General features: G+C 46.7%; 22 protein-coding genes and 1 riboswitch. Of the genes, 5 read left to right on the top strand and 17 right to left on the bottom strand.

Features of this window, described 5'->3' with window-relative positions:
* Nucleotides 1–223: 223 nt before the first annotated feature.
* Complete coding sequence (gene rlmN / locus GJB59_RS08135; protein ID WP_142826765.1) at nucleotides 224–1,297, bottom strand: dual-specificity RNA methyltransferase RlmN; 1,074 nt, start codon at nucleotides 1,295–1,297, stop codon at nucleotides 224–226.
* Nucleotides 1,298–1,453: 156 nt separating this feature from the next.
* Between rlmN and GJB59_RS08130 the strand changes: the two genes are divergently transcribed.
* The gene (locus GJB59_RS08130) at nucleotides 1,454–1,924 is read left to right on the top strand and encodes a VOC family protein (RefSeq protein ID WP_142826763.1); all 471 of its coding nucleotides are present in this window, start codon (nucleotides 1,454–1,456) and stop codon (nucleotides 1,922–1,924) included.
* 141 nt (nucleotides 1,925–2,065) lie between these two features.
* On the opposite strand, the gene GJB59_RS08125 is transcribed toward GJB59_RS08130, so the two are convergent.
* The 4 genes from GJB59_RS08125 to scpC (GJB59_RS08110) all read right to left on the bottom strand — a co-directional run bounded on the left by GJB59_RS08125 (nucleotide 2,066) and on the right by scpC (GJB59_RS08110) (nucleotide 6,459).
* A complete protein-coding gene (locus tag GJB59_RS08125) occupies nucleotides 2,066–2,452 on the bottom strand; it encodes a hypothetical protein (RefSeq protein ID WP_142826762.1) in 387 nt (128 codons plus the stop codon).
* Nucleotides 2,392–3,906, bottom strand: coding sequence for a succinyl-CoA:acetate CoA-transferase ScpC (scpC, locus tag GJB59_RS08120; protein ID WP_142826761.1), 1,515 nt, complete (start codon nucleotides 3,904–3,906; stop codon nucleotides 2,392–2,394). The genes GJB59_RS08125 and scpC (GJB59_RS08120) overlap by 61 nt, the downstream gene beginning before the upstream one ends.
* Nucleotides 3,907–4,212: 306 nt before the next feature.
* Nucleotides 4,213–4,857 carry a LytTR family DNA-binding domain-containing protein gene (locus tag GJB59_RS08115; protein WP_142826760.1) on the bottom strand — a complete coding sequence of 215 codons (645 nt, stop codon included), beginning with the start codon at nucleotides 4,855–4,857 and terminating at the stop codon, nucleotides 4,213–4,215.
* Nucleotides 4,858–4,962: 105 nt separating this feature from the next.
* Complete coding sequence (scpC, locus tag GJB59_RS08110) at nucleotides 4,963–6,459, bottom strand: succinyl-CoA:acetate CoA-transferase ScpC (protein WP_142826759.1); 1,497 nt, start codon at nucleotides 6,457–6,459, stop codon at nucleotides 4,963–4,965.
* 373 nt (nucleotides 6,460–6,832) lie between these two features.
* Between scpC (GJB59_RS08110) and GJB59_RS08105 the strand changes: the two genes are divergently transcribed.
* Nucleotides 6,833–8,032 carry an MFS transporter gene (locus GJB59_RS08105; RefSeq protein ID WP_142826758.1) on the top strand — a complete coding sequence of 400 codons (1,200 nt, stop codon included), beginning with the start codon at nucleotides 6,833–6,835 and terminating at the stop codon, nucleotides 8,030–8,032.
* 134 nt (nucleotides 8,033–8,166) lie between these two features.
* Nucleotides 8,167–9,054, top strand: a complete 888-nt coding sequence (locus GJB59_RS08100) for a MerR family transcriptional regulator (protein WP_142826757.1) — start codon at nucleotides 8,167–8,169, stop codon at nucleotides 9,052–9,054.
* 51 nt (nucleotides 9,055–9,105) lie between these two features.
* On the opposite strand, the gene GJB59_RS08095 is transcribed toward GJB59_RS08100, so the two are convergent.
* Together GJB59_RS08095 and GJB59_RS08090 are read right to left on the bottom strand one after the other, a co-directional pair.
* Nucleotides 9,106–9,291: a hypothetical protein gene (locus GJB59_RS08095; protein WP_142826756.1), complete on the bottom strand. Its 186-nt coding sequence runs from the start codon at nucleotides 9,289–9,291 to the stop codon at nucleotides 9,106–9,108.
* 95 nt (nucleotides 9,292–9,386) lie between these two features.
* On the bottom strand, nucleotides 9,387–10,685 hold the full coding sequence (locus tag GJB59_RS08090) for an NCS2 family permease (RefSeq protein ID WP_142826755.1): 1,299 nt from the start codon (nucleotides 10,683–10,685) through the stop codon (nucleotides 9,387–9,389).
* Nucleotides 10,686–11,094: 409 nt separating this feature from the next.
* Here GJB59_RS08090 and GJB59_RS08085 point away from each other — a divergent pair, with 409 nt between their 5' ends.
* On the top strand, nucleotides 11,095–12,006 hold the full coding sequence (locus GJB59_RS08085) for a nuclease-related domain-containing protein (protein WP_236015526.1): 912 nt from the start codon (nucleotides 11,095–11,097) through the stop codon (nucleotides 12,004–12,006).
* A 305-nt stretch (nucleotides 12,007–12,311) separates the two neighbouring features.
* Here the strand turns inward: GJB59_RS08085 and GJB59_RS08080 are convergent, their stop codons facing one another.
* From GJB59_RS08080 to GJB59_RS08050, 7 genes are all read right to left on the bottom strand, one after another.
* Nucleotides 12,312–13,523 (bottom strand): NupC/NupG family nucleoside CNT transporter, encoded by a 1,212-nt coding sequence (locus tag GJB59_RS08080; protein ID WP_142826754.1) that lies wholly within the window; start codon nucleotides 13,521–13,523, stop codon nucleotides 12,312–12,314.
* A gap of 163 nt (nucleotides 13,524–13,686) precedes the next feature.
* Nucleotides 13,687–15,117: a DHA2 family efflux MFS transporter permease subunit gene (locus tag GJB59_RS08075; protein WP_142826753.1), complete on the bottom strand. Its 1,431-nt coding sequence runs from the start codon at nucleotides 15,115–15,117 to the stop codon at nucleotides 13,687–13,689.
* A 110-nt stretch (nucleotides 15,118–15,227) separates the two neighbouring features.
* Nucleotides 15,228–18,275, bottom strand: a complete 3,048-nt coding sequence (locus tag GJB59_RS08070; RefSeq protein ID WP_142826752.1) for an efflux RND transporter permease subunit — start codon at nucleotides 18,273–18,275, stop codon at nucleotides 15,228–15,230.
* Between the two features lie 100 nt (nucleotides 18,276–18,375).
* Nucleotides 18,376–18,624, bottom strand: coding sequence for a hypothetical protein (locus tag GJB59_RS08065; RefSeq protein ID WP_244946831.1), 249 nt, complete (start codon nucleotides 18,622–18,624; stop codon nucleotides 18,376–18,378).
* Nucleotides 18,625–18,741: 117 nt separating this feature from the next.
* Nucleotides 18,742–19,908, bottom strand: coding sequence for a TraB/GumN family protein (locus GJB59_RS08060; protein WP_142826751.1), 1,167 nt, complete (start codon nucleotides 19,906–19,908; stop codon nucleotides 18,742–18,744).
* Nucleotides 19,909–20,041: 133 nt separating this feature from the next.
* Nucleotides 20,042–20,887: a KPN_02809 family neutral zinc metallopeptidase gene (gene ypfJ / locus GJB59_RS08055; protein ID WP_142826750.1), complete on the bottom strand. Its 846-nt coding sequence runs from the start codon at nucleotides 20,885–20,887 to the stop codon at nucleotides 20,042–20,044.
* A 59-nt stretch (nucleotides 20,888–20,946) separates the two neighbouring features.
* The gene (locus tag GJB59_RS08050; RefSeq protein WP_142826749.1) at nucleotides 20,947–21,558 is read right to left on the bottom strand and encodes a class I SAM-dependent methyltransferase; all 612 of its coding nucleotides are present in this window, start codon (nucleotides 21,556–21,558) and stop codon (nucleotides 20,947–20,949) included.
* 108 nt (nucleotides 21,559–21,666) lie between these two features.
* Nucleotides 21,667–21,845: riboswitch (Lysine riboswitch) on the top strand.
* Between the two features lie 127 nt (nucleotides 21,846–21,972).
* Here GJB59_RS08050 and dapA point away from each other — a divergent pair.
* Nucleotides 21,973–22,863, top strand: coding sequence for a 4-hydroxy-tetrahydrodipicolinate synthase (dapA, locus tag GJB59_RS08045; protein ID WP_142826748.1), 891 nt, complete (start codon nucleotides 21,973–21,975; stop codon nucleotides 22,861–22,863).
* A 51-nt stretch (nucleotides 22,864–22,914) separates the two neighbouring features.
* Here dapA and GJB59_RS08040 read toward each other — a convergent pair whose 3' ends face one another.
* The 3 genes from GJB59_RS08040 to GJB59_RS08030 all read right to left on the bottom strand — a co-directional run bounded on the left by GJB59_RS08040 (nucleotide 22,915) and on the right by GJB59_RS08030 (nucleotide 25,643).
* Nucleotides 22,915–23,754 (bottom strand): STAS domain-containing protein, encoded by an 840-nt coding sequence (locus tag GJB59_RS08040; protein ID WP_142826747.1) that lies wholly within the window; start codon nucleotides 23,752–23,754, stop codon nucleotides 22,915–22,917.
* Nucleotides 23,755–23,892: 138 nt separating this feature from the next.
* Nucleotides 23,893–24,828, bottom strand: a complete 936-nt coding sequence (locus GJB59_RS08035) for a GGDEF domain-containing protein (RefSeq protein WP_244946830.1) — start codon at nucleotides 24,826–24,828, stop codon at nucleotides 23,893–23,895.
* Between the two features lie 14 nt (nucleotides 24,829–24,842).
* Nucleotides 24,843–25,643: an alpha/beta fold hydrolase gene (locus tag GJB59_RS08030; RefSeq protein WP_142826745.1), complete on the bottom strand. Its 801-nt coding sequence runs from the start codon at nucleotides 25,641–25,643 to the stop codon at nucleotides 24,843–24,845.
* Nucleotides 25,644–25,845: the final 202 nt, after the last annotated feature.

Here is a 25,845-nt window from a genome sequence, read left to right as displayed (position 1 = left end):
ATCTGGGTGCTGGAGTCTGGACAATAAGAAAAGCGGAAGCGCCCGTTTAGATTCGATGGGCATAAGATGCACTGGCGAAGCGGCATTTCTTCAGCCGCATAGCCAGGGTAGCTTATGACCCTAGAATCTGGGTGCTGGAGTCTGGACAATAAGAAAAGCAGAGGCACTCATATAGGCACAAAAAAGCGTTCCTGAAATTTCAGGAACGCTTTTTCCGAATCTATTAAACTGTAGCCACTTTTTTCTCTTTTTTGATTTGCTTGCTTCGCAACTGTCCGCAAGCTGCATCGATGTCGGCGCCCTGCTCATGGCGTACGCCACAGTTGATGCCTTTCTTTTTCAACGCATCGTAGAAAGCAGTGATGGCTTCCGGCGTGCTTTGCTGATATTGATCGTGCTCATCAACCGAGTTGTAAGGAATCAAGTTGACGTAAGATAGATGACGCTTGTCTTCCAGCAATTTCGCCAATTGATTTGCTTCTTCAACATGATCGTTGACGTCGCGCAGTAAAATATACTCAAAAGTGATGCGGCGGTTGGATTTCTCCAAATAGTAATCAATAGACGCCATCAATTTCTCGATTGGATAAGCTTTGTTGATTTTCATGATGCGCGTACGCAATTCATTGGTTGGCGCATGAATCGAAATTGCCAAATTCACTTGCAGGCCTTCGTCTGCGTAATCGTAGATTTTCGGCACGATACCGCTCGTCGATACCGTAATGTGGCGAGCTCCGATAGCCAATCCTTTTTGCGAGTTGACGATGTTCAAGAAGCCCATCAAGTTCGTGTAGTTATCAAATGGTTCACCGATTCCCATTACAACAATGTGGCTGACACGCTCTTCTTTTTGCTGTGTGTCAAAATGCGCTTGTACTTGCATGATTTGTTCAACAATTTCGCCCGCGTTTAAATCGCGGCTCTTTTTCAAGAGTCCGCTGGCGCAGAAACTGCAGCCGATGTTACAGCCGACCTGTGTCGTTACACAGACAGAATTTCCGTATTTAAAGCGCATTAATACCGTTTCAATCAAGTTTCCGTCTTGCATTTGGAAAAGGAACTTGATCGTTCCGTCTGCCGATTCCTGCTTAACGGTTTCTTTCAATGTACGGATGGCAAAGTTGTCTTCAAGCAGCTGGATGCAGTCTTTTGAAAGATTGTTCATTTCTGCAAATTCCGTGACGCGTTTAATATACAACCAGTCCCATACCTGCTCAGCACGGTACTTTTTCTGGCCGTTTTCTAAAAACCATTCTTTTAATTGATCTATCGTTAATCCATAAATGGAATTTTTCATTTTAGTACCCTCATTTCAAATTTCACAATTGCTTATTATAATACTAAAAATAGCGCTTGACAACAACTATTTTCGTTTAGACAGAAAAGTCTGACTGGTTTTTTTGCTTAATTTGTTCTGGCTGAGGGTAGAGAATGTTAGAAAGGAGCTGTTGTTATGAGCGCTATTACTCATGTAGGACTGGCCGTCCCAGACTTGGACAAAGCCATTGAATGGTATAAAAAAGTGCTGGGTTTCTACATTTTAGCTGGTCCATTCGACTTTGACGCAGCGGATGACAATCCAGAAGCGATGACATTAAACCTGCAAGGCGCTGCACTGAAAAAAATGCGCAATGTCCACTTGATGTCTTCAAGCGGTGTCGGCATCGAACTTTTTGAATTTCAGGATCCTACATATCATGCTGAACATTATGCCCCTCATGCCGGATTCATGCACGTTTGCCTGATTGTTGATGACCTGATCGATACGATTGAAAAGGCGGTGCAATACGGCGGCAAACAGCGAAGCAAGATATGGAACATCAACAAAGGAAAGCCTCATTACCTGGTTTACACCGAGGACCCTTTCGGCCATATCATCGAATTGTACACTCGCAGCACATCAGAAGTATATGGAAATCGGTAAGCAAAAAGCCAGGCCGCCTTTTCAGGCAGCCTGGCTTTAATTGAGTTGTATGGCGTGTAAAGCTTTAACGCTGAATGGGCGCTTCCGCTTTTCTTATTGTCCAGACTCCGACAGCCAGCCCCTCGCGTCGCTTCAGCCTTATCACCAATGGCAAAAAACGCCATTATCGATAAGGCTTCCAGCGCTTGTCGGGACTAAACGGCTGTCTCCGCTTTTCTTTATTGTCCAGACTCCGACAGCCAGCCCCTCGAGTCGCTTCAGCCTTATCACCAATGGCAAAAAAACGCCATTATCGATAAGGCTTCCAGCGCTTGTCGGGGCTAAACGGCTGTCTCCGCTTTTCTTATTGTCCAGACTCCAGCGGCCAACTCCTCGGGTCATAACCCACTCTGACTGTGCGGCAAAGAGCGCCGCTTCGCCAGATCGTCTTACGCCTGTCGGAGCTGAACGGCCGCTTCCGCTTTTCTTTAGACCAATTGTTCTTTCTTCTGGAGCATCGTGCCGTTTTTTGCCAGATCTGCGTGCCATGAGAAAGCTTTTTCCAATACATGCGGTGTTTGGCCGCCGCGTGTTAAAGCTTCATCATAATATTCACGAAGTTGCGCACGGTACGTTGGGTGGACACAGTTTGCGAGGATGACTTCCACGCGTTCACGCGGTGCCAGACCGCGAAGATCTGCGTATCCCTGCTCGGTTACGACTACATCCACATCGTGCTCCGTGTGGTCCACGTGGGATACAAACGGTACAACACTTGAAATGTTGCCGCCTTTGGCAATCGATTTTGTTACAAAAATCGCCAAGCGTGCATTTCGCGCAAAGTCGCCTGAACCACCGATGCCGTTCATCATTTTCGTACCTGATACATGCGTCGAGTTTACGTTTCCATACATGTCGAACTCCAAAGCGGTATTGATTGAAATCAATCCGAGTCGGCGGATAATTTCAGGATGATTGGAAATTTCCTGTGGTCGCATAATAATCTTGTTCCGGTAGTTTTCAAATTCACCAAAAACCTGTTTCATTTTCGGTTCAGATAATGTGATGGAGCAACAAGATGCGAAATTCACTTTTCCTGCATCGATCAAATCAAAGACAGAGTCTTGCAGCACTTCCGAATACACTTCCAAATCCTTGAATTCTGAATCGACCATGCCATGCAAAACGGCATTCGCAACAGATCCGATGCCTGATTGCAAAGGAGCCAATTTCTCGGTCAATCTTCCGACACGAATTTCAGAACGTAAAAATTCAAGCAAATGATCTGCCATGATTTTAGTTTCTTCGTCCGGTGGAACAATATTCGAAGGTGAATCCAATTGCTCAGTAAAAACAATGCCTCTGACTTTTTCCATGTCAATCGGAATCCCGATAGTGCCGATGCGCTGATCCACTGCTGTCAATGGGATTGGTGAACGCTCACCCTGTTTGCCCGTGTCATAAATGTCATGCAGTCCTTCAAATAATTCAGGCTGCGACAGATTAATTTCAATGATGATATTTTTAGCGTGCTTTGCAAAAACAGCTGAGTTCCCAACAGAAGTTGTCGGAATGATCATGCCATCTTCTGTAATAGACAAGGCTTCAATGATTGCAAAATCAATCGTTTCCGTGACTCCCGTGCGGATCCATTCTGCCGTATGCGACAGGTGGTGATCCACAAACAGCATTTCCCCAGAGTTAATTTTATTGCGCATCGCCGGCTCTGCCTGAAATGGCAAACGTTTGTTGACGATGCCTGCTTCTGCAAATAACCGGTCAATGTCTGAGCCTAAAGAAGCTCCTGTAAACACATTCACTTTAAAGCTTTCGCTTTCCGCGCGTTTCACTAATGCGAAAGGAACCGCTTTCACATCTCCGGCACGTGTAAATCCGCTAAGCCCCAGTGTCATGCCGTCCTGTATCCATGAAGCCGCTTCTTCCGGTGTCGTTACCCGATCCTGCAGCTGTTTCGCTTTAATGCGTTCTAGTTTTTTTTCCATCTTTATCACTCTCTTCCAAAGTTAGTTTGGCAGTTCTTCCTTATTAATAAAGCGTTTTCATGAACGGTCACTCAATAGAAAGTCACATCTCGCTTAAAAAGGGTAGAGCTGCTCATCATCTATCATCTTTCAATTATTAGATAATTTTAACTTATTCTATTTAGGAATTGAGATTTACAGAGTCGAAAAGAGTTTAAAACCGCCAAGCAGAGAAATGAGTGTCTCAAGCAGCATTTCTTCGAAAAAACACAAAAAAAAGCGCATATTCCAGCGCTTTTTTCGGCCTGAACAGGCGTTTCGTTTTTTTTAAAAACCTAGAAGTTTTCTAAAATAGCTCGAGTAGGACTGGCTGACTGGAATCCGTTCTCCGTTGTTCATCGCCAGCACGAATGTCGAATGCGTATCGGGGTAAATTTCTTCTATATGATTGACGTTGACGATGAATGAACGATGGCAGCGGATAAATGATTCGCGCGGCAGGAGGAATTCGAATTCCTGAAGAGAATTCTTATTGGTTCCTGAATATCCTTCTGCATGGACATGGGTTTTGCGGTCTTTCACTTCCAGATATTTAACTTCCGTGAAAGGAATCGGCTTCCAGCCATCCGGGCTTTTCACAGTAACCACCGACTTGCCTTCAGTGAATGCTGGATAGATGGCCATGACACATCCCTGCAGTTCGCCATCTTGATCGAACGGCACCGCCATTCCATGGTAAGGCACCCCGAAAAGTTCGCGGTTGATGAATTCAGATGTTTTCTGATTCGCCGTCAACGCTTTATGGGCGATAGTTCCGGGTTTCACCGGATCCCCCGCTTTTATCTTCAAGTCCACCCGCTTGCTTGGACGGTAGTAAATATACTCTTTAGTATTTGTCACAGCGATTGAAATTTCATCGGAAAATAGTTCTCCCATGACATTCAGCAGTGAGCCCAGTGTAAAACTTTCCATCATAACCCTCCTGATTCAACTCAATGCTTTGATTATACATGAAAAACTTTTATTCCATAAAAAAACCAGCCCTCTCATGAAAAGGACTGGTTTAGAGTTTCATTCCTATAACAGCATTGTACCATTGTTCGCCAAATTGGCATGCCAGGAAAAGGCTTTTTCCAGCACGTGTGGTGTCTGGCCGCCTCGCAGCAGCGCCTCTTCATAATAACGGCGCATTTGGTCGCGGTACATGGGATGCATGCAGTTCTCAATAATCAGGCTGACCCGTTCGCGCGGAGCAAGTCCTCGCAAATCTGCATATCCTTGTTCGGTCACAACAATATCTACATCATGCTCGGTATGGTCCACATGTGTTGCAAACGGAACAATGCTGGATATGATGCCGTCTTTGGCAATGGACTTGGTGACAAAGATCGACAAGCGGGCATTGCGGGCAAAATCGCCGGAACCGCCAATTCCATTCATCATTTTCGTGCCTGACACATGAGTCGAGTTCACATTGCCATAAATATCAAATTCCAATGCCGTATTGATGGAAATCAGCCCAAGCCGGCGAACCAAACCTGGGTGATTTGTAATTTCCTGCGGCCGCAAAATGATTTTATCGCGGTACTTTTCAAAGTTGCCAAATACCTGCTCCATCTTTTCTCTAGACAAAGTAATCGAGGAAGCGGAAGCAAACGTCACTTTCCCAGCATCAATCAAATCAAAAACAGCATCTTGCAGAACTTCGGAGTATACTTCCAAGTCATGAAATTCCGAATCAACGAGACCGTGAAGTACCGCATTCGCCACAGAGCCAATTCCTGATTGCAGCGGTGCGAGCTGATTGGTCAACCTGCCGGACGCTACTTCTGAGCGCAGGAAATTCAATAAATGATCAGCCATCACTTCAGTTTCGGCATCCGGCTGCAGGATGGTCGAAGGCGAATCCGGTTGTGAAGTAAAGACAATGCCCCGTACTTTTTCCGGATCGACCGGTATTCCGATTGTCCCGATGCGGTCATTGACGCGCGTCAACGGAATCGGTGAACGCTGCCCTTGTTTTCCGGGTTCATAAATATCGTGCACGCCTCTAAACAACTGGGGCTGCGCAAGATTGATTTCGATTATAACGTTTTTAGCGTGCGTGACGAAAACAGAAGAATTCCCTACTGAAGTTGTTGGGATGATCATCCCGTCTTCCGTAATCTCCAAAGCTTCAATAACAGCAAAATCAATCGGTTCAATAACTCCTGCCCGAACCCATTCAGCCGTCTGGGACAAATGGTGATCGACAAACAGCATGTCGCCGCTGTTGATTTTTCTGCGCATGGCTGGCTCTGCCTGAAACGGCAAACGCTTATGGACGATTCCGGCTTCCGCCATCAGCTTATCCACATCAGAGCCTAAAGAAGCGCCCGTAAAGACATTCACTTTAAACTGCTCTGTTTCTGCACGGCGAACCAATGCATACGGTATCGCTTTGGCATCCCCCGCACGTGTAAATCCACTTAATCCGAGTGTCATTCCGTCTTTGATCCAAGACGCTGCCTCGTCAGCAGAAACAACCCGATCCTGTAATTCAATGGCTTTGATACGATGAAGTTTATTGTCCACCTTTATCACCTTTCGTAGGCTTTAGTTTGTTAGCCTGTACATTTATTATATCCCATTCCCGTTTATGCCAAAATTAAGCCGACTCTGGAATAGGCGGTTTCATCCGATTCCTTTCACATCTCTGCAACATTGTAGTATAGATATTCCAAGGACCAAACCATTTTTCTTGCATTCTGGAAATGGTTTTTATTCGCGCCAATTGGCCATTGTTCGGCCTCTATTCTCCAGCAAATCGACGTTCCTTTTTACATACTTAAAAGTTGGAAAATATATCAAGCCGGTTCCGTTGACAGGAAGTTTTTGCTCAAATAATATAGAAAAGCTGAAGAAAATAAATTCGGAATACTATATAGAAGAAAAGAGGATACCTGCTATGTCTGCGGACCAAAAAAAGAAAATTTTTATCTTGATGATCAATATGTTCATCGCCATCGCCAGCTTCGGAATCGTCATTCCAATTCTGCCTTCCTATTTGGAATCAATCAATCAGGGCGGGATGGCCGCCGGTTTGATGATTGCCATTTTCGCTGCTGCCCAATTCGTCTTCTCGCCAATTGCCGGCAAATGGGCCGATCAACACGGCCGACGAAAGATGATCATTTACGGCTTGCTCGGTTTGACCATCTCCATGTTCGTATTCTATGCTTCTGATTCCATTTGGGTTTTGTATTTATCACGTGTTATTGGCGGAGTGGGGGCCGCAATGCTGATCCCGGCTATCTTCGCCTACATTGCGGACATCACGACTTTTGACCAGCGTGCAAAAGGAACCAGCCTGGTTTCGGCCGCCATGTCGCTCGGAATTGTCGTCGGACCTGGAATCGGCGGATTTTTAGCTGATTACGGATTGAAATTGCCTTTCCTTGTGTCGGCACTCGTATCCTTAGGAGCTGTCCTCTTTTCTGTCATCTGGCTGAAAGAACACGATGCCACAGATGCCGATCCTAAATTGGCAGCCAAGCTAACAGATGAAGAATCCATGCTTGTCAAAATTGGCCGTTCCACCAAGATGCCGTACTTTATTCCATTGGTCATTACACTCGTCATGAGCTTTGGCTTGCTGGCATATGAATCGGTGGTCGGCCTGTATTTAGACAATCAGTTTGACTCTACTGCGAAGGATATCGCCTTTATGATTACCGCGACAGGTGTCGTCAGTGTTATCGTCCAATTGTTTATCGTTGACCGGATTGTTCGCCGCTATGGAGAAGTGACCATTCTCATCGCCTTCTTGGGCGTGGCAGCATTTGGCTTCCTGATGTCCTTGTTTGCCGGAAGCTACGCTATGTTCTTTGCCGTTTCACTGGTGATTTTCCTGGCTACTTCCATTTTGCGCCCTGTCCTCAATACTTTGATCTCAAAAATGGCTGATGGTGAAGTTGGCTTTGCAATGGGCATGAACAATGCTTACATGAGTATCGGGAATGTCATTGGCCCTTTGCTGGCAGGTGTTCTTTACGATATCAATATTGTATACCCCTTCATTTTGGGTCTCATCATGTTGATGATAACCATGTTTATCACAGTGGCTTGGCAGCGTTCGCGTGCCGCAAAAGCTTCTACGGCTGTATAGCCAGCGGGCTCTCTCAGGAGAGCCCGCTTTCTTGTCCTTTTGTCGAATATTGTATCCAGCTTTACGGGTTTGATTATACGTTGTATAATATTTGTACAACAAATACCATAAATCTATAGAATGAAGGTAATGCTATGTATAATATTAAGGCAGCTGCCAAAATCTTAGATATGCCGAAAGTGACGATCCGTTCCTGGGAAACGCGCTACAGCGCAATCACCCCTGCCCGAACGGAATCTGGACACCGCTTGTATTCGGATCAAAATCTGGAAGATTTGAAATGGCTCAAAATACAAGTACAAGACAACGGCATGAAAATCAGCGAAGCTGTAAAAAAGCTTCATGCTTCACGCAAGCAATTCATCGTTCCGAATAAAGAACACCCTCCAATAGAGGCGATGGAATACGATGAACAAATCAATCAACTTTTTCAGGCTGCAGCCGAGATGGATACGGAGCGCTTCAACTATTTGTTGGATCTGCATTTTTCCCTATTCCACCACCAGACAGTCTTTTTCCATATCATCGCGCCGCTGATGGTGCGCATCGGAGAGGCATGGGAAAATGGCGTCATTAGCGTTGCCCATGAACACATGATCACTCACATTGTTCAGCAGCGCTTTAATCAGTTTTTCCGTGTTTTCCCGGTTTCTTCAAAATTACCGAAAGTCATAGCTCTCAGCCCAAGTGGTGAACAGCATCAGCTAGGCTTGCTGCTGTTCACCTTATTCCTGCGGGAGAACGGCTTTTCTGTGGTCTATATCGGCCCGGACACTCCTCTGGATGGCTTGGAGGAAATGGTCAGCAAACAAAATTTCAAGTTGATGTGCATGTCTATTGCTTCGAGTAAAATGCTGCCCATAGCCAATCAGTATGTCGACGCTTTATCCAAAGCCAACCCCGAAATGCATTTTATTCTCGGGGGACGTGGAGTCGATTATGAACAAGTAGAAGGCAACCGCTGGTACTTGGGAAGCGATGTGAATTACTGGAAGGAATGGCTTGATAAACAAAATTTTTAACCGCATAGAAAAACACCCTCAATTTCAAATGGAGGGTGTTTTTCTATGGTTTTATTCCCAGTCGAGATCCTGATAATCTTTCTGATAAGGTCCGTTGTCGGTCACTTCTGAATGGTAGAGCGCTTTTAAGGCAAAGCCTTTTTCGAGCTCCATTTCTTTCATCAGGACTTTCAGCCGTTTTTTCAGTTCCGGATGATCGCTGACCAACTGTTCCATTTTGGATTTGGTGTATTTCATCTTTATCCGCTCCTTTTGGATCTTCTTGCCTTTATTGTACACTGCCATAGAAAAAAACGCACTTGCCTCAGCAAGTGCGTTTCTCTTTATCGGCTCTAGCCTAAATAATGAAATACGAAATTCGCCAGGAACAAACCTGCGATTACATACAAAATCGGTGAAACTTCACGCGATCTGCCGGTAGCGATCTTCAAAATCGGATACAAGATGAATCCGATGGCGATGCCGTCCGCAATGCTGTACGTAAAAGGTATCAACGCCACAATCAGCAAGGCCGGGAAGCTTTCAGTCATGTCCTTCATATCAAGGTTTTTGATATTCTGCAGCATCAAACCACCGATGATAATCAAGATCGGCGCAATCGCGCTGTCCGGAATCAGTTTGATCACCGGTATGAAGAACGATGCAACCAAAAACAATAGTCCGGCTGTAATGGTCGTCAAACCGGTCCGTCCGCCTGCTGTCATACCCGCCGCGCTTTCGACTGTCGCCACTGTGGGACTCGTTCCAAAAACGCCGGAAGTCATCGCAGATACGGAAGTTGCCTGGAAAGCACGTCCGAATTTCTCGGGACGTTCGATAAACGCCACTTGTCCGTGGACAAGCCCGATGTTTTCAAATACCAGCACCATCGTCAGTGAAAAGACTGCGACCCAAAACGTCATGGACAGGATATTGCCAAAAGACAATGCTCCAAATACCGCAAATGCTTCTGCCGCATCGATGGATGACTCGTTCACGCTGCCGAAATCAATCAACCCGAAAAACGAAGCGATGGCTGTTCCAACCACAATCGTGATAAGGAAATTTCCCGGCACGTTGCGGATAAACAATACAATCGCGATAAGGAAGGTCAGAACCGTTGCCAATACCTGCGCTTCCGCAAGCGAACCGAGTGCCAGAATCGAACTCGTTCCGCGCTCAACAATGCCGCCTTTCTCAAGGCCGATCAGCATCAGGAATAAACCCAATCCGACCGTGATAGCTTCCTTCAGTGAATGCGGTACTGCTGCGCTCAATATTTTCGCAAAACGCGTAAATGCCACCGCCACAAAAATCACTCCGGAAACAAAGACCACTGCCAGCGCTTCCTGCCAGGATAAGCCCATCGACTGGACCATCGTGTAGGAGAACAGGGCGTTGATTCCCATACCGGGAACCAGTAATATCGGGGCATTGCCCCAAAATCCCATGATCAAACAGCCGAACACTGACGCCGCAATAGTTGCGACTATCGCTGCTTCAAGCGGCATACCCGCTTCCGACAAGATCAGCGAATTGACGGCGATAATGTAGACCACCGTAAAAAAGCCGACCAAGCCCGCTGTGATTTCACGTTTGACCGTCGTGCCGTTTTCCTGAAGACCAAAAAATTGGTCCATCCAATTAAACATAGTCATAACCTTCTATTAAATTAGCCCTCTCCCTACCCGCTCTGCCTATCGAAATAGGTAAGCCAAGATAGGAGTGTAATCTAAAAAGATAACGCTGTCAAGGGGATATGCTTGATAAGGAGGTGGATTGGCCAGCGAACGACTGGAAAAAGTTTTAAGCGACTGCAAATCCGGACGAGCGACCGTAAATTTTTTTGAACGACCGCAAATCTTGCTGAACGACTGGAAATGCCTGAACAGTTCTAAAACTGATCGCTTTTCGCAGGCGAAAAGCCGGTAATCAAATTTTTGCATGAGTCCTTAAAATAAAATAGCCGCAAAGAAAGACACAATGCTATAATTTTATTAATTTTAAAAAGGAGGGATTCATATAGGAAGAAAACTAGACCCACTCCCCCGGACGGAAGCATTGGAATTGTTGCTCGCGCGTCTTAGCGAACATCATCCGCAACGATCGTTTCTTGAACGGGAACTCCACTGGACGGTTGCTGGAAAAAGAGGCGAGAGCCGCCTGCAGAAAAAATTCAATGAATTCCATCTGGAGGAAGAGTTCCAGATTCTGTGGGACATCAGCTTGAAAATCGGCACTTGGTCCGTTCAAATGGACGGTCTTTTGCTCACTGAGCGCTGCGCTGTCATAATCGAGTCCAAAAATATACATGGCCAGCTCCACTTCGATGATAAGACGGGCGAATTTTTCCGCATTAATCCGGCTGGAGAAAAGACTGTCATGGAAGACCCGAGAGTCCAGCTGAACAAGCACATCCGTTTTCTGACACAATTTTTCAAAATGAAAAAAATCAATTTGCCGGTATCCGGTCTGATCGTCTTTACTGCCAAAGATTGCGAATTCGCATCCAAACCGCAGCGCGCTTCTATCTGTAAAACCTATCAAATGATTGAATACCTCTTGAAGATACTGCAGGCTTTCCCCCACGAAGCCGAAAATCGCAAACTGATTAAAATCAAAAAAATGATTTTGGCCAATAAATCCCCTTATAAACAGGCCCCTTTATGCGCTTACTATTTCATTGATCCTAAAGATTTACAGCCCGGCGTTTATTGTCGGCATTGCAAGGTTCATACGATGCAGCGGGACAAACGCAGCTGGATCTGCAGTAAATGCCGTGCGCGCGACACCTCAGCGCACCTTTTGGCCATTCAGGAATATTTCACATTCGTGGAGCCGGAGATCACCAATCGGAAGCTGCGGGAGTTTTGCGGATTTGAATCCAGGGCAGTTGCCACAAGATTGTTGAGCCAGTTGAATCTGAGGAAAGTTGGCGACTTAAAAACTTGCTCGTATCATTTGCGGGAATAAATCGGTAAAACCTCCACTAAGGTGCGAGGTTTTTTGCGTTTTCGGATTTGCTGAACGTGAACGTGCGTATTTTTCATTGAGCGTGCATAAGTCGCTCTCAACCGTGCATAAAACTTTTTTTAACGTGCATAAACTACCCCTAAACGTGCGTATTTCAAATCAAGCGTGCATAAGGCGCATCCACTAGCTTCGCCGAACATCCAAACCACATAAAACCTCCAAAATGCCCCGCTTTCCGCAAGCGAAAAGCACTAAAACCAAAAAAGGACCTGCAGCAGCTGCAGATCCCTCAATAAATATAACGTTTAGACGAACATCCCAGCAATAGCTGCGCTCAATAATGAAGCGAGCATGCCTGCCGCAACGGCGCGAATGCCGAGGCGAGCAATATCCGGGCGACGGCTTGGTGCCATGGCACCAAGACCGCCTAGAAGAATTGCCAATGAGCTCAAGTTAGCGAATCCACAAAGGGCAAAGCTGACAACGATGACTGTCTTTGGCGACAAGTTGGCGATTTCCGGAGCAAAAGCCGTGTACGCAACAAATTCGTTGAGCACCAGTTTTTGTCCGATGAAACTGCCGGCTTGAACAGCTTCTGCCCAAGGCACACCAATCGCCCAGGCGAGTGGTGCGAAGATGACACCCAAAATGCTTTGGATTGTTAAGCCATCAAAACCAAACCAACCGCCAAGACCGCCGAGTACACCATTCAATAAGGCGATCAATGCAATAAACGCCAGAAGCATTGCTCCGACATTCAACGCCAGCTGCAAGCCGTCCGATGCACCGCGTGCCGCTGCATCCACAACGTTGACTGAAGTTTGGTCTTTTTCCATCACGAATTCTTTTTCTTCGACTTCCTCTGTTTCCGGCATCATGATTTTAGCCATGATCAAACCGGCCGGTGCAGCCATGAAACTTGCAGCCAACAAGTATTCAAGCGGTACGCCGAGAAGTGCATAACCCGCTAAAGTGGAACCAGCTACTGAGGCGAGTCCACCTGTCATAACTGCGAATAATTCAGATTTGGTCATCCCTGCGATAAATGGACGCACGACAAGCGGCGCTTCCGTTTGGCCGACGAAAATATTCGCCGCTGCTGAAATCGATTCCGCTTTACTGGTTCCCAGAAGCTTTGATAAAGCGCCTCCGAGAAGTTTGATGATAATCTGCATAATTCCCAGGTAATACAGTACTGAAATTAGAGAAGAGAAGAATATGATGATCGTCAGTACTTGAAAAGCAAAGACAAAACCAAAACCTTCCGTATCAGCAGCTGGGCCGAATACGAAAGCGATCCCTTCACCCGCATAGTTAATTACATTTTGAACCAAATTCGAGAGACCCAATAAAGCTTGTCTTCCCAAGTCCCATTCCAACACCATAAATGCAAACGTGATTTGGATGGCTAATCCGCCGAGAATTGTCCGTGGCTTAATAGACTTCTTGCCGCTTGATAATAGGAAGGCGATTCCAAGAACAACGAATACGCCAAAGATGCCCCACAATAAATTCACAACTTCACCTCATCAATATATTTTTTATCAGAAAATTAAGCAAATAACATGTTTAACTCTGCTGTCGTCAGACATCTTACCAAATCTAAAGAAAGAAGTAAATGACTATCGTGTGACAAAATGATAACGCATACATAAGTCCTACAACTTGTTATATCAGGCTTTATTCGCCTTTTGGTTTCGCTTCTTCCTTTTCCGGACCGGTTTTCCTTAGGAAAAAAGCCAAAACTACGCCAATAACGCTTAAAACACCTACTACCATAAACGAAATGTTGACGCCGCGGATCAATCCTTGAACCCCGTACTGTTCCGGATCAAGGGCGGTACTGGTCATGATGGTCACTAAAAGCGCCGTCCCGATCGATCCCGATACTTGCCTCATTGTATTGCTCATCGCTGTACCATGTGGAATCAGCCGCTCAGGCAGCTGATTAAGCCCGGCCGTCGTCACCGGCATCATCACCATGGCCACGCCAAACATCCGGATGGCATGCATGACAGTCAAGTAAAGAAAAGAAGTCGTGGCGGTCAGCACTGTAAACTGGAAAGTCGAGACCGTGACAATCGACAAGCCAACAACCGCGAGCCACTTGCCGCCGACCTTATCAAAAATCCGGCCGGTAATCGGATTCATCAATCCCATAATGATGGCTCCAGGCAGCAGCATCAGCCCTGATTCAAGCGCTGTAAAGCCGTGCATATTCTGCATATAAATTGGCAGGATCGTTGCGCTGCCAATCATGGAAATAAAAACGATGACACTCAGCACCGTTGATAAAGTGAAGATACCGTAGGAAAACACCCTGAATTCCAAAATCGGTTCGTCCAGACGGAACTGGCGGCGGATAAAGAACAGCAGTGAAACGATGCCGACCACGATCGAAACCGTAACCGCAGGACTTCCCCAACCGAGAGAACCAGCACTTGAAAAGCCGTAAAGAATTCCACCGAACCCCATTGTCGACAGAACAATCGATAAAATATCCAGTGTAGGGAAAGTTTGCTTTGTGACATTTTTCAGGAAAAAATAGGCCAGTATGAGATCCAGCAGCGCAATCGGAATGACGATATAAAACAAGGCGCGCCACGGGTATTGTCCGACAATCCATCCTGACAGTGTCGGCCCGATTGCGGGAGCGAAGGATATCACCAGTCCGAACAACCCCATCGCCTGTCCGCGTTTTTCCACCGGAAAAATGATGAACAGCACCGTCTGGGTCAACGGCATCATAATGCCCGCGCCTGCTGCCTGCACAATTCGCCCGACCATGAGTACTGAGAAACCAGGTGCAAAAGCGCAAATGATTGTGCCTGTTGCAAACAAGCCCATTGCGACAAAAAATAGATTGCGCGTCGAAAATTTGCCGATTAAAAAAGCAGTGATCGGGATCATGACCCCGTTTACCAGCATAAAGACCGTAGTCAGCCACTGCGCCGTGTTAGCGGTGATGTTCAGATCATCCATGATATGAGGCAAAGCTGTTGCCAATAAGGTTTGGTTAAGAATGGCAATAAAAACACCGGCCATTAAAACTGCCAGGAAAGGGCCTTGAGCAATATCAGCTTTTGTTTTCTTCTGTTGGATTTCTTCCATTGCCCTCTCCTCCAGTCACCTTTACTTTATTGCTTACCCGTTCGCTTTTCGAATATTCGCCGATTCGAATAAAAAACTGCACAGCCCATGGGCTGTGCAGTTCATGATCATTATATTGCTGCCCTATTTCTGCGCCGATTCAGGCGATAAAACACCAAGTACAGCGCCGGAATCATCACCAATGTGAACAAGCTGGAGAACGTTAATCCTGCAATAATCGTCACCGCCAGCGGTTCAAACAACGGATCTCCTGACAATGCCACTGGCACTAGTGCGATAATCGACGTGATTGAGGTCAGAAGAATCGGCTTAATGCGGGCATAGCCTGATTCCACGATGGCTTCATTGATATCAAACCCGCCCGACAACCGCCGTGTTTCGACAAAGTCGATGAGAACCACGGCGTTCCGCACCACAATCCCTGTCAGGGAGACAATTCCCATAACACCAAGGAAACTTAGCGGCGTCTGCGTCAGGAACAAGCCAAGAATCGCACCCGAGATTCCGAGATACACAGCGATCAGCACAAGGAACGGCAGGCTGAACGATTTAAATTGGAAGGCGATAACCAGGTAAACCAGCAGCAGCACTACCAGGAACAGCACGCCAATTTCAGCAAAAAACGCTTCCTGGTCCGAATTTTCGCCGCCTGTGGATAATTCATAGCCTTCCGGCAATGACTCACGCTCAGCAGCCACTACGTCCAGCATCTTGTTTTCAAAGTCGTCCACTTCACCGAATGCACGGAGCGTAATAGAACGGTTTCCTTGTTGATGCGGAATCTGTGCCAACCTTGTCGTTTCTTCCTCCGTCAGCAATTCATTCATCGGAATCAATTGCGGCGGCCCCTGTTCAGAAAGTGAAGGAACGTTAAACTGAGACAAATCAATCGGCTCGCCATCTGCAATGCCAGATTGTTTCAAAGATACGTCGTATGGCATCTGCCCCTCATAAATCGTATACAGCGGTACACCTTGCGTCAGGAGCTGCAGCTGATTGGTCACCGTATTGAGCGCAATTGAATTTTCCTGCAACGCCTCCTGATCTGGTACGTATTCGATGGCAGGCACCGGATCGCCCAGGTTATCAGCAACAATTTCCGCCCCATTTCCAAGCATCTGTTCTTTCAGCCTGTCACGAAGCGATTCCAATTGTTCGATGTCTTCACCTTTGATGGCTACGGTCACAGGAGCGCCAACAGGCGGCCCCTGCACAATCGTCTCCAGGAAAATTTCCGCTTCCGGGAATCGCTCGCGCAAATCCGGCTGCCATTTGTTGATAAAGTCTGCAGCGGTCGTATTTTCACGATCGATCCGGAATGCCACTTGACCCGTGTTCCCCCCTGTATTGTCCATGGAAGCAGAGAACAGGTTCGGCAAGCCTTCACCTGTAAAGATGGCTATTTCAGCCACATCCTCATCTTCGGATACCACCTGTTCGGTCAAATCGGCGAGGAATGCATCTGTTTCTTCGATGGTTGTCCCTTCTGCAAGACGGACATCCATCGTCACTTCCTCCCGGTCTGCTGCCGGGAAAAACTCAAACGGCGTGAAGAGCGCGAGAGATAACAGACCTGTCGATATCAACAAGCCGCCGAGTCCTACCAGAAGCGGGCGCTTTAGTACGCCACGCAGCACTTTATTGGAATAAAACAAGGCAATTTTCTCCAAGGGTTTCCCCAAGAAACCTGGAGTATCTGAAATTTTCTTCGCTTTTCGTTTTGTTTTCAAATATTGCATCATTGGCACCAGCGTGATCGACAGCACAGTAGAAGCCAAAATGGTAGTGATCAAAATGCTTGGCAAGGCTTTGATAAAGGCTCCGTTTCCGCCGGACAACAGCAGCAAAGGCGAAAATGTCACGACGATGGCCAAACTGGACGAAATAATCGATGGATACACTTCACGGACGCCGGTGATGGCTCCGTTAAGCGGTGAGTCACCCAGCTTGTAGCGCCGCTGAATATTGTCGTTGACCACGATGCTGTCATCGACCAGAATTCCGATGGCAATGATGAGCCCGATAACCGAAATCTGATTCAAATCGACACCCATGAACGGAATCGGAATCATGCCGATCAGCACCGAAGCCAGTACGGTCAAAGCAACTGCAAAAGCCCCGTACAAAGTTAAGCCAGCTGTTGTGACGATCAACACTGCCAATACCGCAATGGCCAATGAAACGTATAAACTATTGAAAATTGTGTTGACGTTATCTGCCTGTGATTCGTATTTCTCTGCCTGCACACCAGAAGGCAAGGTTTCCGTAAATGCCTCAATCACTTCCGAGACATTGCCGTCTACCGTAGGAACGTCCTGTTCTGTCTGCAAAAATACCGTGTAGGAGATTGCGCGCTCCTCTTCGAACGTGACAATATCTGTAGTTTCCTGATCGACAGTTTCAATAGTCGCGATGTCAGCCAGCGGCACAGCAGCGCCTCCGACCTGCAGCTGTTCTAGCTTTTCGATGCCATCGCTTTGCTGGACGGTCAGGCTGACTTGTTCGTTGCCGTTGTTATGGGTTCCAAGCGACAGCGGCTGGTTGGCCTGCTGGAGCGATTCCAGCACTTCGAATGGCTGAAGGTTATTGGCTGCCAGTTCATCGCTATCCAGTTCGATTAGGACTTGCTGCGTATTCAAACCTTTGACTGTCGTTCCGGCAACTCCCGAAACCGCTTCTACCTGTTCTGACAAATCGGATAAAGCGCTTTCCATATCAGCCAGTTCTTCCGCGTCCCCATAAAACATATACGATACCAACGGGAACGTCAGATCCAGCTTTTCAACCGTGGGCTCCTGGGCTGTATCAGGAAATCCTGAAGCTGCGCTGCCCGCCTGCTGCTGAATGCTGTTGATCAATTCATCCGGATTTTCGCCATCCTCGATTTCCAGCGTAATGATGGAAGCGGAATTGGCGGAAATCGATTGCATTGAAGCGATTCCGGCCACTCTCTGGATTTCACGCTCCAGCGGATTGGTTATGGACGTCTCCACTTCTTCCGGTCCCGCACCCGGCAAAATTGTCGACACTAAAACCAGGCTCGACGGGGTTTCCGGGATTTCACGCTGAGGCAGCGTCAAAAATGTGTAAGCGCCAATAATTGAAAGGATCAAAATCAGGAAAATAAATAATTTGCTGCGCTCCAATAGATAGTTCATAGGCCTGTCCCCTTTATTTTTTGTATAACTATTGTATAACTTCGTAAAAAGAAATGCCAGCAGGAGGCACAGAAAAGCCGGATGGAATATCCATCCGGCTTTACAAACTTTGCGTCTTTTGGTGCTTCATCAGAAAAGCAGCGGCAAATAACAGCAGCGGCAGGAGAATAGCTAAACGGAACCAAATTCCTTGTCCATCCATAGAAATGAGCAGCGTTGGCAGAAGCACAGCGGCTCCACTCCAGGCTAGCGCTTTCCATGACCGTTTCCAGAGGCCAATAAATGCCAGAATGGCTGCAGCAATGACTAGAGACCAGAGCAAAATTCCCATTAGAAATAAGCCCACCACAAAGCGCCTCCTTAATGGTATAAATCTTCACTTATCTATACCCTTTTTTCAAAATAAAACATCGTCAATAAACGAAAAAACCGGACAGCTGGGTTTGCTGTCCGGGTTATCACTTACTTATAGATTTTGGAAAAACAAGCGGATAACATCTATGCCGCCAATAACATTTCCTGCTGCAGTTCCCAAGTTGGTCAATACAACCACCAGCAGAACACGCGTCACTTTATTGTCCCAAAATCCTTTGAGGGTGAATACGTCTTTTGATAAGGTCTGGAAATCTCCTACATTCGGCCGGCGTACATACGCTTGTGCAAGGCCGGAAAACCAGCCTGCTGCAAGCAGCGGATGCATGGCTCCTATCGGTCCGCCGACAAAAGCGGTCAGTATCGCCAGTGGATGGCCAAATGCTGCTGCAGCGCCAATCGCACCAAGACATGCTGTCCATAAGACCCAACTGATGGTCTGGTCAATGCCCGCAGCCGGGTTGTTCATAAACGTGATGGCGATCATTGCGACCAGCGCCAATGGAATCGCCCAGCCAATAATTTTAGGCCATTTCGATTTAGGCGGCACTTTCGATAACTCTTCCAAGTCGTGTTCGTTATGGACTTCTTTGACAATGCCAGGAATGTGGGCGGCACCCAAAACCGCGACAATTTTCTTGCCCGGCGCTTCTTTGATTTTCTGCGCCAAATACTGATCGCGTTCATCAATAAGCGGTGTTTTTAGTTTAGGGAAAGACTGGGTGAAGTCATTCATGACAGCGTTCAAAGTGTCCTGTGATTTCATTTTTTCCAAATCTTCTTCTGAAATTGTTTCTTTGCTGAAGATGCTAAAGAATACCGAAGTCAAAAGCTGTGCTTTGCCCATAAAGCCGATATTTCCCCAAATGCGTGAAAACGTCACTTGGATGTTGCGGTCGGCCAGCACCAATTCTGCGCCGCTTTCTTTGGCTGATGCAATCCCTTGGATCATTTCCTGTCCAGGCTTGATGCCGAACTGGTCGGCCAGACGATTTTGGAACGAGGAAATGGCCAAGTTCATCAACAGAAGACTGGATTTCTTTTCCTTGATCACCTTGAAAATATCGGTTTCCTTCCACTTGCTTCCCTGTGTCACTGATTCATAGCGCTGCGCATCCAATTCGATGCACACCGAATCCGGCTGCTCCGCTTCAATGACCGCTTTGACCTGCTCTGCACTAAGTTTTGAAACGTGAGCCGTACCGATCAGGATCAATTCTTTTTCGCCGTATTCTATGCGCGTAATATTTTCATCCATCATGTTGTACTTCCTTCATAGAGCTGGATTTCTTTTCATCCGAGATAAAAAGACTGTCTATTCTTTATAATGAATCACAACGGCCAAAATATCAATGCCGCGCCCTTCGAATTCCAGCCCCTAAAATGAAGTACAGTCACAAATCGGTCGCATTGAAGGTATCGCCTTCTTTTAAGTTGCCGGCTTCGAACCCTTTATAGAACCAGCGCTTGCGCTGGTCCGAACTGCCATGGGTAAAACTTTCCGGCACTACATATCCGCGCGAACGCTGCTGGATTGTATCGTCTCCAACGGCACTCGCCGCTGTCAACGCTTCTTCCAGGTCTCCTTCCTCCAAGTAGCCCATGCCCTGCGCGTGATGCGCCCAGACCCCAGACAAATAATCTGCCTGCAGTTCCAGGCGAACCTGCACTTTATTGTATTCTTCTTCACTCAATTGATTGCGCAGCGGCTGTACTTCTTCCATGACGCCGAGCAGGTTTTGGACATGGTGGCCCACTTCATGCGCCACAACATAGGCCATGGCAAAATCCCCTGGCGCCTGGAACTGGTTCTGGAGTTCATCATAAAAGCTTAGATCGATGTATAGTTTATAGTCTCCCGGACAATAAAATGGTCCGACGGATGCGCCGGCCGTTCCGCATGCAGACTCAACGCTTCCGCTGTAAAGCACCAGTGTCGGTTCGACATATTCCATGCCCTCTTCCTCAAATACCTCTGTCCAGACCTGCTCAGTATCTGCCAAAACGACCGAGACGAATTCAGCCAGTTCCTCTTCTTCCGCAGTCGCTTCATATGGCTGATTTGATGAGGTTCCTGCCGATCCGCCCATTTGATTGAGGATCACACCGGGGTCCCCGCCTAAAAATGCCACCAGCAGCACAATCAGGATGCCTCCGATGCCGCCGCCGGCAACTACTGCACCGCCTTTCCCTCTCCGGTCTTCTACATTTCTGCTTCTTGCTCTGCCCTTCCACTTCATACGGGTTCCTCGTTTCACAATTGTTTTTTAGTTTAAGCATACCCATTACCGGCTTGTTTCTAATCCATTTTAGGCAGCCGATAAATTAAAAATCGTTCACGTATATCCTTATCGAAATCCGGCAGCGGAATTTCTTCCACCAATTGAAAGGCAGTGCTGTTTTCCAGAAAGTCGCTGTAATCTTGAGAAGCAAAAAACAGGATCACTTCCACCGTTCGCGGATCCGTTTCGGCTGAGCGCAAAACTCTATTAATGAAAGTGATGAACAGCTGTACAGAAAACGGATTAAAGAAATAAAACTTATTGTCGCTTGCTGCTACCGGGTAGTCTTGCGCCAGGCAATTATAAAATTGGATGCTCTGTTCATCCCTTTTGTGCTTTTTAAAGTACTGTTTTTTATTTTCAATGGCCTCAGCGTAAAATGCCGGGTTCATCTCGATTCCGGCACTTTCCACACCGAATAAGTGGTGGATATAAAAATTCAGGCGCCCTTTACCGCTTCCGACATCCACCAGCCTGTCTCCAGGCGACAGGCTGTAATGTTGGAACAGCTTGTCAAGCAGTTCATAAGGTGTCGGTTCATAGCGGTTGTGGTGCAGCGAATCCGTAAAGCCCTGCTGATTTCCCGCTGTCGCAATGCTCAGCAGACGTTCATAATCTCTTTCATCCATCTTGGATCACCTCATCCCTCCTAAGATTTTACGTACTTCATCTTGCAATTGACAGAGAAATTTGTTATAGTACAGCTAATTAAATATTTCTTGCTCCAGCTTTTTTAGGAGTAGGATAGAGGCGCAAAAACCATCAGTACGCAAAACGAGGATGATGAGATCCATTGACGTTTGCCGAAAGGGGGATTTGCCGAAGTGGCGGAAATCTCATATTTCTGTTCGCTGGGTCTGCATTCAATAAATGCAGGACTGTCATATAGGAAACTATATGGAGGGCTATCTGATGCACAGGAACGAATGGTAAACATTGTTTCTACTGCAGCAACGGGACCCCTCGTTGCTGCTTTTTTGTTCCTTCCTGACTTTCCCCTCACCTCTAAGCTTCGACAAAAATTAGAAAAGGGTGTGTTTTTTATGAATTTCGGCCAAGTAATTACAGCAATGGTGACGCCGTTCGATCAACATGGAGAAATCGATTTTCCGGCAACACAGAAACTGATAGAGCATTTAATAGCAAACGGTTCAGACGGTCTTGTCGTCGCAGGTACAACAGGTGAATCGCCAACATTATCGACAGACGAAAAAGCAGAGCTGTTCCAGTTCACCGTCAATACAGTCGCTGGACGGATTCCGGTAATTGCAGGGACCGGCTCCAACAACACACGCGCTTCCATATCATTGACGAGACAGGCAGAAGAAGCGGGCGTTGACGGCATTATGCTGGTCACTCCTTATTACAACAAGCCATCGCAAGAGGGCATGTTCCAGCATTTCGAGGCGATTGCCCAGTCGACAACCCTGCCGGTCATGCTGTACAACATTCCAGGGCGCAGTGTCGTCAATTTGTCTCCAGAGACCATCATTCGATTGTCCAAGATCGACAACATCGTTTCTGTTAAAGAAGCGAGTGGAGACTTGGACGCAGCTGCAGAAATCATCGAAAAAACACCAGCTTCATTTTCCGTCTACAGCGGCGACGACAGCCTGACTTTGCCGATGCTGTCCATCGGCGGCACTGGCATCGTGTCGGTCTCCGCACACATTATCGGCAACGATATGCAGGACATGGTCACCAGCTTCAAAACAGGCGACGTCAAAAAAGCAGCGGCCATCCACAGACGATTATTGCCTACAATGAAAGCTTTGTTCGCTGCACCAAATCCAACTCCTGTTAAAGCGGCACTTAACTTGACCGGAATCAGAGTGGGCGGCGTTCGTCTGCCGATGATCCCTTTGACAGAGGAAGAAACCTCAGCATTGCGCAAATCTCTGCCAGATCTTCATTCTGAGGCTGTCACCAACTAATTTATTAAAAGAAAAATGCCGAGGCCTGAGGGCCTTCGGCATTTTTCTTTTTTAACTGATTTTCATCTGGTCCAGCACACGCTTCAAACTGCCGCCGATTTCCAAATTCCCTAGATCGACACCAATTTCAGCCATCGTTCGGGCGATTTCCGGCCGAATGCCTGTCAGTACCGAACGCACACCGACGAGCTTCAGCGACTGGATAATTTTAATGATTTGCTCTGCCACCATCGAGTCTACCCGCACCACTCCAGAAAGATCTACAATCAACACTTTGATTTTCAACTGATTTGCAGACAACAGGGTTTTCTCTAAAATATAACGGGCGCGGTCAATTTCAATGCTGCCAACTAACGGCAAAATGGCGATTTGGTCACTGACAGGTACTACAGGAGCTGAGAGTTCCAAAAATTCCTTTCTCGACGCTTTCAATCTCCGCCTATAAGATTCCGTGTAAGCCTGTGTATACGAATAGGCCGCATAATCCAATAAGGAATGAAAAAGCTCCATAGCATCAAAAAGACTTTGAAGCTCCATCTTCTTCTGTATCGCTTCCGTCTTGATCACCGTCCCGATATGTTTGCGGTAGAGCGAGGTTTCCGCTAACGCGTCTTCGAGCGACTGTTCGTTTTCAAGAAAAAAGTTTCCCGTTGCTTCTCCCCATTCTTGAATATTGATATAAACTTTTTGCATATCACAGCTATTGATGATCGATTCCCCAATCAATTCCACAAAATCAGTTCGCACCTTATTGACGATGCCGATAAAAGTTTCATGCATTTGGAGCTGCTCCGCCGGTACATCCTTGACCGCTTCCTCATGGATTAATTGAGCGATTAATTCTTTATCCGCCAGCACACGTTCCCCCAGCAACTGATTATCTTTTTCCATCGCAACCTCCAAAGATAAAGATATTTTTCATATGCTTATTATAGCTCTTGAATCAAGGAATGTAATGGGTTTATTTCCCGATTTTCCTGCATAAAAATACACCCGCCTCAAAGGCGGATGTTCAGTATCGTTCTTCATTTAATTTCCGACAACACAATTCCTGCCGCTGGCTTTAGCTTTGTAAAGAAAACCATCAGCCCGAGACAGCAGACTTTCCACTTTATCCCCAGGTACATAAGCTGCAACACCGATACTGACTGTGACAGGTATGTGCTGCCAGTCAGCGGAGGCCAAACGGCTGCACAGCGCATTGCCCATGGCCTGCCCTTCCTCAGCTCCGGCATCGGGCATGATAACGACAAACTCCTCACCACCGAGACGTGCCACAACATCCTCAGCTCCAACTTCAGCTTCCAGGCGCCAGGCCAATTCCTGCAGTACGGCATCCCCCATCTGGTGGCCATAGGTATCGTTGACTTGCTTGAAATGATCAATATCCAAAACCAAAACTGCCACTTTTCTGCCGTTGCTTGCCTGCCGCAAAAGGTTATTGAGCTGTTCTTCCAAGTATCTGCGGTTTTTCAAGCCGGTCAGTTGGTCCGTGATTGCCAAGTGTTGCAACTCCAGGTTAAGGTCCATCAACTCCAATTGCTTGGACTCTACTTTTCCCATTAAAATCTGCAGTTTCCCATAAGCTTCCGCCGTCTCCCGGTTGATGTCTTCAGCTTTGCGTTTGGCCAGCAGCAATTCTTTTTCATATTCTCCACGGACACTCATTTGAATCAGCGCGCATTCATAAAATCCGTCCCGTTCTGTCGTGTTCATCAGTACGGGCATTGGTCCCGCTTTGCTTTTCAAGGTTAAAAACATTTCATTAACCGTTCCGTACATCATGATAGAAGGAATAAAATAGGTATGGAAGTAAACCCTTGAAGCAGCTGTCAACAAATCATGCATATGCTGCGGATTTTCTGTCCCTGTCATGGTCCGCAAGGTTGTATTCATTTCGACTATCCGTAATCCCTGGTCCAGAACCAGATAACCGCAAGGCGCCCTGTCGAGTTGCTGTTCCACTGTACCCACTCTCCCTACTGTGCCAAATATGCCTTGATCAATCCCACCGTTTCATCCGCATCACTCAAATGTGGATTATGGCCCACGGCTTCCATCACGATCAATTCGCTGCCAGCAATATGATCGTGGACATACTGGCCAACCTCCGGCGGCGCAATAGCATCAAAATTCGGCTGCAGGATCAGGGTAGGCACTGTCACTTTATCCAACTTGTCCCGAAGGTCCGATGTAAACGTCACTTCAGCGAATTGGCGGGCAATCAGCGGATCATTTGAACAAAGCATCTGTTCAAAATCCTCAGCCAACTCAGGGCGACCGTCATTTTGCATAACAACTGGCGCCAGGTATTTTGCCCATTCCATGTAATTGGTTTCCATCATATCCAACAATTCATCAATATCTGTCCGTTCAAATCCGCCATTGTATCCAGGAACGTTCATGTAATATGGAGACGGTCCGATCATAATCATTTTGCCCATCAGTTCAGGGCGCTCAATCGAGGCCAGCATACCGATCATGGCACTGACCGAATGTCCGACGAATACTATTTCTTCAAGTCCCAATGAATCGCAGATTTCCAGCAAATCCTGCTTATAGCCATCCAACGTGCTGTAGCGTTCTTTTGAATAAGCTGACTTGTCGCTGTTTCCTGAACCTACATAATCAAAGGTGATGACTCGGTAATCCGTTTCAAATTCTTTGACGGTATTATTCCAAACCTGTTGGTCGCAGCCAAATCCATGGCCAAACAATAAGATTTTTTCACCCTGCCCCTTAATCTGTACATTATTGCGCTTTAAAATATCAATTCCCATCGTAAATTCCACCTTCTGTGACCTTATTGGTAAAAAGATCATTCTATATTATATAAAAGTAAAATATAGCCTAATCATAGCATCAATAGACTGGCTAAAACGGAAAATAACGAAATCTTTAAGTCTCTTCATTGCCATTTTCAGCACAATAGAAAAACAGCAGAATCGAAAGCCTGCTGTCAGATAATATTTATAAAACAAT

Source organism: Planococcus soli (assembly GCF_016881065.1).
GTDB classification, from domain to species: Bacteria; Bacillota; Bacilli; order Bacillales_A; family Planococcaceae; genus Planococcus; species Planococcus soli.
The sequence above is the reverse complement of the archived record's forward strand: the minus strand, read 5'-3'. Positions and strand labels throughout refer to the sequence as shown.

What these genes read in the sequence shown, in the direction of transcription:
- rlmN (WP_142826765.1), bottom strand. Translation starts at nt 1,297, where the DNA reads ATGAAAAATTCCATTTATGGATTAACGATAGATCAATTAAAAGAATGG.
- GJB59_RS08130 (WP_142826763.1), top strand. Translation starts at nt 1,454, where the DNA reads ATGAGCGCTATTACTCATGTAGGACTGGCCGTCCCAGACTTGGACAAA.
- GJB59_RS08125 (WP_142826762.1), bottom strand. Translation starts at nt 2,452, where the DNA reads ATGGCACGCAGATCTGGCAAAAAACGGCACGATGCTCCAGAAGAAAGA.
- scpC (WP_142826761.1), bottom strand. Translation starts at nt 3,906, where the DNA reads ATGGAAAAAAAACTAGAACGCATTAAAGCGAAACAGCTGCAGGATCGG.
- GJB59_RS08115 (WP_142826760.1), bottom strand. Translation starts at nt 4,857, where the DNA reads ATGGAAAGTTTTACACTGGGCTCACTGCTGAATGTCATGGGAGAACTA.
- GJB59_RS08105 (WP_142826758.1), top strand. Translation starts at nt 6,833, where the DNA reads ATGTCTGCGGACCAAAAAAAGAAAATTTTTATCTTGATGATCAATATG.
- GJB59_RS08100 (WP_142826757.1), top strand. Translation starts at nt 8,167, where the DNA reads ATGTATAATATTAAGGCAGCTGCCAAAATCTTAGATATGCCGAAAGTG.
- GJB59_RS08095 (WP_142826756.1), bottom strand. Translation starts at nt 9,291, where the DNA reads ATGAAATACACCAAATCCAAAATGGAACAGTTGGTCAGCGATCATCCG.
- GJB59_RS08090 (WP_142826755.1), bottom strand. Translation starts at nt 10,685, where the DNA reads ATGTTTAATTGGATGGACCAATTTTTTGGTCTTCAGGAAAACGGCACG.
- GJB59_RS08075 (WP_142826753.1), bottom strand. Translation starts at nt 15,117, where the DNA reads ATGGAAGAAATCCAACAGAAGAAAACAAAAGCTGATATTGCTCAAGGC.
- GJB59_RS08070 (WP_142826752.1), bottom strand. Translation starts at nt 18,275, where the DNA reads ATGAACTATCTATTGGAGCGCAGCAAATTATTTATTTTCCTGATTTTG.
- GJB59_RS08060 (WP_142826751.1), bottom strand. Translation starts at nt 19,908, where the DNA reads ATGATGGATGAAAATATTACGCGCATAGAATACGGCGAAAAAGAATTG.
- ypfJ (WP_142826750.1), bottom strand. Translation starts at nt 20,887, where the DNA reads ATGAAGTGGAAGGGCAGAGCAAGAAGCAGAAATGTAGAAGACCGGAGA.
- GJB59_RS08050 (WP_142826749.1), bottom strand. Translation starts at nt 21,558, where the DNA reads ATGGATGAAAGAGATTATGAACGTCTGCTGAGCATTGCGACAGCGGGA.
- dapA (WP_142826748.1), top strand. Translation starts at nt 21,973, where the DNA reads ATGAATTTCGGCCAAGTAATTACAGCAATGGTGACGCCGTTCGATCAA.
- GJB59_RS08040 (WP_142826747.1), bottom strand. Translation starts at nt 23,754, where the DNA reads ATGGAAAAAGATAATCAGTTGCTGGGGGAACGTGTGCTGGCGGATAAA.
- GJB59_RS08030 (WP_142826745.1), bottom strand. Translation starts at nt 25,643, where the DNA reads ATGGGAATTGATATTTTAAAGCGCAATAATGTACAGATTAAGGGGCAG.